Origin of the sequence: Agriterribacter sp., from assembly GCF_035444585.1 — a bacterium.
Classification (GTDB): Bacteria; Bacteroidota; Bacteroidia; order Chitinophagales; family Chitinophagaceae; genus Agriterribacter.
The window spans coordinates 1-5,865 of sequence record NZ_DAOMOZ010000263.1; the positions used below are offsets into that span (position 1 = coordinate 1).

Annotated in this window: 2 protein-coding genes; both read right to left on the reverse strand. The window is 45.7% G+C overall.

The window, feature by feature from the left end; all coding sequences use genetic code 11:
* Positions 1-309 precede the first annotated feature (309 nt).
* Positions 310-3,948 (reverse strand): DUF7948 domain-containing protein, encoded by a 3,639-nt coding sequence (locus tag PLH26_RS19475; RefSeq protein WP_324587691.1) that lies wholly within the window; start codon positions 3,946-3,948, stop codon positions 310-312.
* A gap of 58 nt (positions 3,949-4,006) precedes the next feature.
* A partial coding sequence (gene recG, locus PLH26_RS19480; protein ID WP_324587692.1) for an ATP-dependent DNA helicase RecG occupies positions 4,007-5,865 on the reverse strand: 1,859 nt, incomplete at its 5' end.

The window sequence follows — 5,865 nt, forward strand, 5'->3', positions numbered from 1 at the left end:
TGGCAGGGTTGGTGGTTAACGGCGAATTGAAGAATTGTGAGAAATGCAGATCCTGGGCGCAAACGAAAGACGGCAGCACGTTTAATATGCCCGTTCCCATTAACAATGTGAATATAAAGATCCGCGTTGTACGGCTATGTTTAACGATCCGCTGCATCAAAATGTGTTTTGCATTCCGCGCCCATGAACATCGTGTATGTAATAAAGATAGTAACATGTTCGTAACCTCCGTTATATTCGTCAATCTCCAGGCAGTCAGATCTTAAATTTGATATTTGATATTTGAAATCTCAAATCTCAAATTCTTCTTTATCTCAGCAACGTAATATCTCCCTTTTTGGTTGCTTTGCTTCCGTCGGTAAATTCTACTTCCAGCGTATAGGCATATGCGTCCATGGGTTGCAAAACGCCCTTGTATTTTCCATCCCAGCCCTGGTTCCGGTCTGTGGTTTGGTATACCAGTTGACCCCACCGGTTGTATATACGGAAAACCATTTTTCCAATAGCATAACCTCTCACAAATACCTTATCATTCACACCATCGCCATTGGGTGAAAAGGCATTGGCTACAGCAATTAAAGGAGATACAAGTGCCGATACCGGCTGGCAAACCGTGTCGGCGCAGCCATACTGGTTGTAGGCAATAAGACAGGTATTAAATTCACCCGATGAATTGAACTGGTGTACCGGATTAACCTGTACAGAAGTATCACCATCGCCAAAATACCATTTATAGCTTACCGCATTCATTGAGGTATTGGTATAAGTTGTCGGCGTATTTTCCTGTGGCTGTACGGGACTGAAAGTAAAGCCGGCTGTTGGCCCCTGCCGTACATTAATGGTAAAAAATGCAGAGTCGGAAATATTACAGGTCATGGAATCAACAACTACCAGTTTTACCCGGTAAGTGCCCTCTGTGTTGTAATCATGTTCAGGGGAAAATTCGGTTGAAGTAGTGCCATCGCCAAAGTCCCAGTAAAACGATTGTCCCGCTTCTGATGTATTGTTAAATACAGCATGATGTGGTATGCATGCTTCGGCCGGTGTTTCAAATCTTGCCTCAACATTGGGAGCCACACGCATGGTAAGCGCAAAGGTGTCGGGTGCATTACAATAATTGGTGTCGGCCAGGGATAGCTTTACATTATATGTGCCTGGTGAAGGAAACTCATGTATTATTTTACCGGGTCCTGTTGTTACCGGCGCCGAACCATCACCAAAATCCCAGGTAAATGTGCTGTTGTGGAAAGGCTTACCCGGTGGCGCCACCGATGTATTGGTAAACTCAAAATTCAGGCTTTCACAGGGAAGCAATTTACTGGCGGTTGCTCCCAATGCTGCCCTGTCCGTTCTTACCCTGATGGTAGTATATGCTGTATCGCTTACAATGCATTTGCTGGAATCTATAGAGATCAGGCTTACGTTATAAGATCCAACAACATTATATGTATGGCTGATGCCGGGCGTGGTTGTGGTGGCCGTATTGCCATCGCCGAAATCCCACAGGTATGTCTTTCCTTTCTGCAAGGTATCTAAAAAATCTACGGTAACCGGCACACAGCCGTAATCCCTGTAGGGTTTTCCTTCTATAGTTGTTCGGATACCGTTGGTTACCCCCGAGAAGTCCATTTCAATTTTTACCGCTGCCAGGTTACATTCGTTTGGATTTCCCGATCTTGGCCGCCATACACCCGGTGTTGTGGGAAAAGTACTTTGGGGAAACCTCGATATAAAGCATGCCGCACATATAGCCTGGTAAATGACACCATTGGCATCAAACCGGCTGGTCCCGCCATCCACATGATCGCCAAAGCCTCCCTTTTGTCCGTAAAATGCACCAAATAAAATATCCTGTGCATCTTTTTCCAGCACAAAAAAATAAAAATCGCTGCCATCCGTACTACAGCCATTGGGCAATACATCGCAGTTCTTTGTGGGCATTCCAAAAGTGCCGGAAGTATGGAACGGATCATCGCTGCTGGGGTTCAATCTGCCGCCCCATCCCGCTACATATACATTTTCACATTTATCTACGGCAAAAGCTACAGGTGAGATATTGAAGGTTGAAGTGCCGCTGCCAAATACGGTTGAATATACATTTGCCGAAAGATCGGGCTGCATTTTTACGATAAATTGTTTTGTGCCGGGATTATTATATACGCCCGGGGTAACTTCCCATGCACCAAGAGTAACGCCCGTAACATAGGGAAACCCTTTCTGGTCAAATTTTAAACCATATATGGCATCCATATTGCCGGTACCGAGATAGGTAGCTTTTTGTAAAGCGCCCGAATTACTGAATATTGCTACAAAAGCATCTGCTGTGCCCCCCTGGTAAGCCGGTGCAACAGCACCCGAAGACGGCACGCCCGGCAAATCATTGCTTTTGGTTGATCCGGCTACATATATATTGCTGTTAAGCGGGTTAAGCGCAATAACAAAAGTGCCGTCATCATCATCACCGCCAAATAATGTGCTGAACAGCACAGTTCCAACATCGGGTGCTATCTTCATTACCACACCATCCTGCTTACCTGCCCTGGTAGCCTGTGAGGCACCGCTGGTTACAGGAAAGTTATCCGATTGCGTGCAACTGGCAATATAAATATTATCGCTGTTATCCAATATTACTTCGCTTCTTGAATCATCACCATAAAAAACGGAGAGGCTGTTGGGCGACCGGGAAGTAGATATATTCACTCCGTCTGAATTGGATCCACCGATTCGTTTTGAACCAATAAGCTGCGTACCCGTACTGTTGAGCTTTGATACTACAATGTCGAATCCGCCTCCGCTACCCAATGTATTATCTGCAGGCTGCAAAGGGTAATTGCCTGAATTCGTTCTGCCCAGTATTACGAGATTGCCCTGGCTGTCTTCAATTAAACTATGCGGCTGGTCGGCTCCGGTACCACCAATATAGGTAGCATACAATCTGTTGTTACCGCTGCCGTTGAATTTCATGATGCCTATATCAAAAACTTCTGTACCACTGCTTCCGCTGTAAGCAGTTTGAAAAGCGCCTGCCGAAACCGGAAAGCCGGGACCAAAGACAATACCTCCCGAATATAAACTTCCGTCTGAACCGTAAGTTGCCGTGAATCCCCACTGGCTCGAGGCGCTGCCTGTAAAGGTGGCGAATATAAGAGTGGGGTCAATTACCAGTATTTGCGACGGATCATATTGCCTGACCTTCAGCTTCACTTTATCTCTGCCTTCCAGTACATATCTGCAATCCACTTCATTTTTTCCTGCGCTGCCAGCCTGGTAAGAATAGGGGGATAGTTCTTTTATATCGCCCACCGACGTTTTGATATACAGTTCCCGGTTTTTGATCTGCAATTTATCCGCGCCCTCGTATTGCATAACAATATCATTAATATTGGCCCCGGGGTAAACAACAATATCGTATTTTAATTGCCCACCCTGTGCATAATAATGCACATCAATATTTGGATAAATATTCTTGTAGGTAACCGCCTGGAATATTTTGCAGTTGGCCGCCCATTTGGAAGGGTCATTGCCGGTAAGATAATTTTCATAAGAATTGACCGGCTTTTCGCTTATTATCGTGGCATCGGCACTGGCTCCCGCAAAGCGCATACGATATGCATGAGAGCGCAGCGTAATGCCGGCATCAGGATCCGTTTCATTTCCATGACCGGGCCGGGGATGAGCCGATCTTTTACTCGTTTTTGGATCTGTTTCCCCTTCCGGCGGATGGCCATGTATACGCTCCGTAATTTGCTGCAAATCATCTTCATTGTGCAGCAATACGGTAAAGCCGTTCCTTTCCAGGAAAAAGGCACCGTTATTGATGAGTCCCCTGAACAGTACTGAATCGTTCCATTGACCTTTGTTTTCGGTGAACTCAACCGCCTGCTGTGTAAAGGCTGCCAGGGTATTGAACAATAAATAAACGAGAAATATGTGGGATTTAGATTTCAACTCAGTTTCTTAATTAAATGTACAGATCCGGATAGCGAATTTAACCTTAAATACAGATTTACGATATCTTACTCCACAAGGTTTGCCCTTTTTGATGCATAAGATGGCTTTTTAACTTCAAATTAACTGCCAGACCCAGTTCGGGGTCATCAGTCAGTATATTTTCTGCATGTTGTTTGGCTAAATCTAACAAATGTTTATCCTGTACGATGCTCGCCAGCTTAAAATTGAGCATTCCGCTTTGGCGCGTACCCTCAATATCTCCCGGTCCGCGTAGCTCAAGATCCTTTTCTGCTATCATAAAACCATCATTGGTAGCACACATCATTTTCAATCTTTCCCTCGCCTCAGCGGTAAGCTTATTACCGGTAAGCAAAATGCAATAGCTTTTCTCGCCTCCTCTCCCCACCCTGCCACGCAACTGGTGCAATTGCGATAAGCCGAATTTTTCCGCGCTTTCAATGACCATTACAGTGGCATTCGGAACATTCACGCCCACTTCAATAACGGTGGTAGACACCATGATCTGAGTATCCTTTTGTACAAAACGTTGCATGTTTGCATCTTTTTGCGCCGCATTCATTTTTCCATGTACCATACTTATCCAGTATTTTGGCTCAGGGAAATACGCTTTCACATTTTCATAACCTTTCATCAGGTTTTCGTAATTCATTTTTTCACTTTCTTCGATCAGGGGGAAAATGATATAAGCCTGTCGTCCCTTTAAAATTTCGGCTTTTATAAAATCCATTACCTGCGAACGGGCGGTTTCATAACGGTGAACAGTAGTGATGGGTACTCTTCCGGGGGGCAGCTCATCCATGATGCTGTAATCAAGGTCGCCATAGGCCGTCATGGCCAATGTTCTTGGGATAGGCGTTGCCGTCATTACCAGCACATGCGGGGGAATTTCACTTTTCTCCCACAGCTTCGCTCTTTGTGCCACACCAAAACGGTGCTGCTCATCTACTACGGCAAAGCCAAGCTTATTAAACTGCACCTGGTCTTCAATAAGGGCATGCGTACCTGTTAGTATATGAAGGCTGCCGTCTGCAGCTTTCGATAAAAGTTCTCTTCGCCGGGCCTTTTTTGTGGAGCCGGTAAGCAGGCCTGTTTCAACGGGCATATCTTTTAAAAGTTCCCTGATGCTGTCGTAATGCTGTTGCGCGAGTATTTCAGTGGGCGCCATCATGCAGCTTTGATAACCATTGTCGGCTGCGAGCAGCATGCAAAGCAGGGCCACAATGGTTTTTCCGCTGCCCACATCTCCCTGTAGCAAACGATTCATCTGAAACCCTCTTGCCGTATCCTGCCTGATCTCCTTCAATACTCTTTTTTGCGCGCCGGTCAATTCAAAGGGGAGATGGCGCTTATAAAAAGTATGGAATAATTCACCCACCTGCTCAAATACAATACCCTTCGAATAACGATGCCTGTTAGAGCGGATCAGCCCCAGCCGCACCTGTGCAATAAACAGTTCTTCGAACTTTAGCCGGGTCAGGGCTTTTTCATATCGTTCGTTATTAGCGGGAAAATGAATATTCAGGTAAGCCTCGTACCGTGGCAGTAGCTGCAGTTGCTGCATAATATTATCCGGGATATTTTCGGGTATGTCTTTTTCATGCAGCAGCCCGGTTAGCGTTTGCACCAGCTTTCCGATCTGTCTGCCATTAAGCCCTCTTGCTTTTAATTTTTCGGTAGTGGGATAAACCGGCTCGAGATAGTTTTTGCCTTCGCTTTTTCCGGCAGTGAGCAACTCTGTTTCGGGATGGGTGATCTGGGGGCTGCCCATGAAGTAAGAGAGCTTTCCGAAAACCAAGTAGGACTGACCCACCTGTATGTTTTTTTGTATCCAGTTAATGCCCTGGAACCAGGTGAGCTCCAGCGATCCCGTATCATCCCTTAATTCGGCTACCA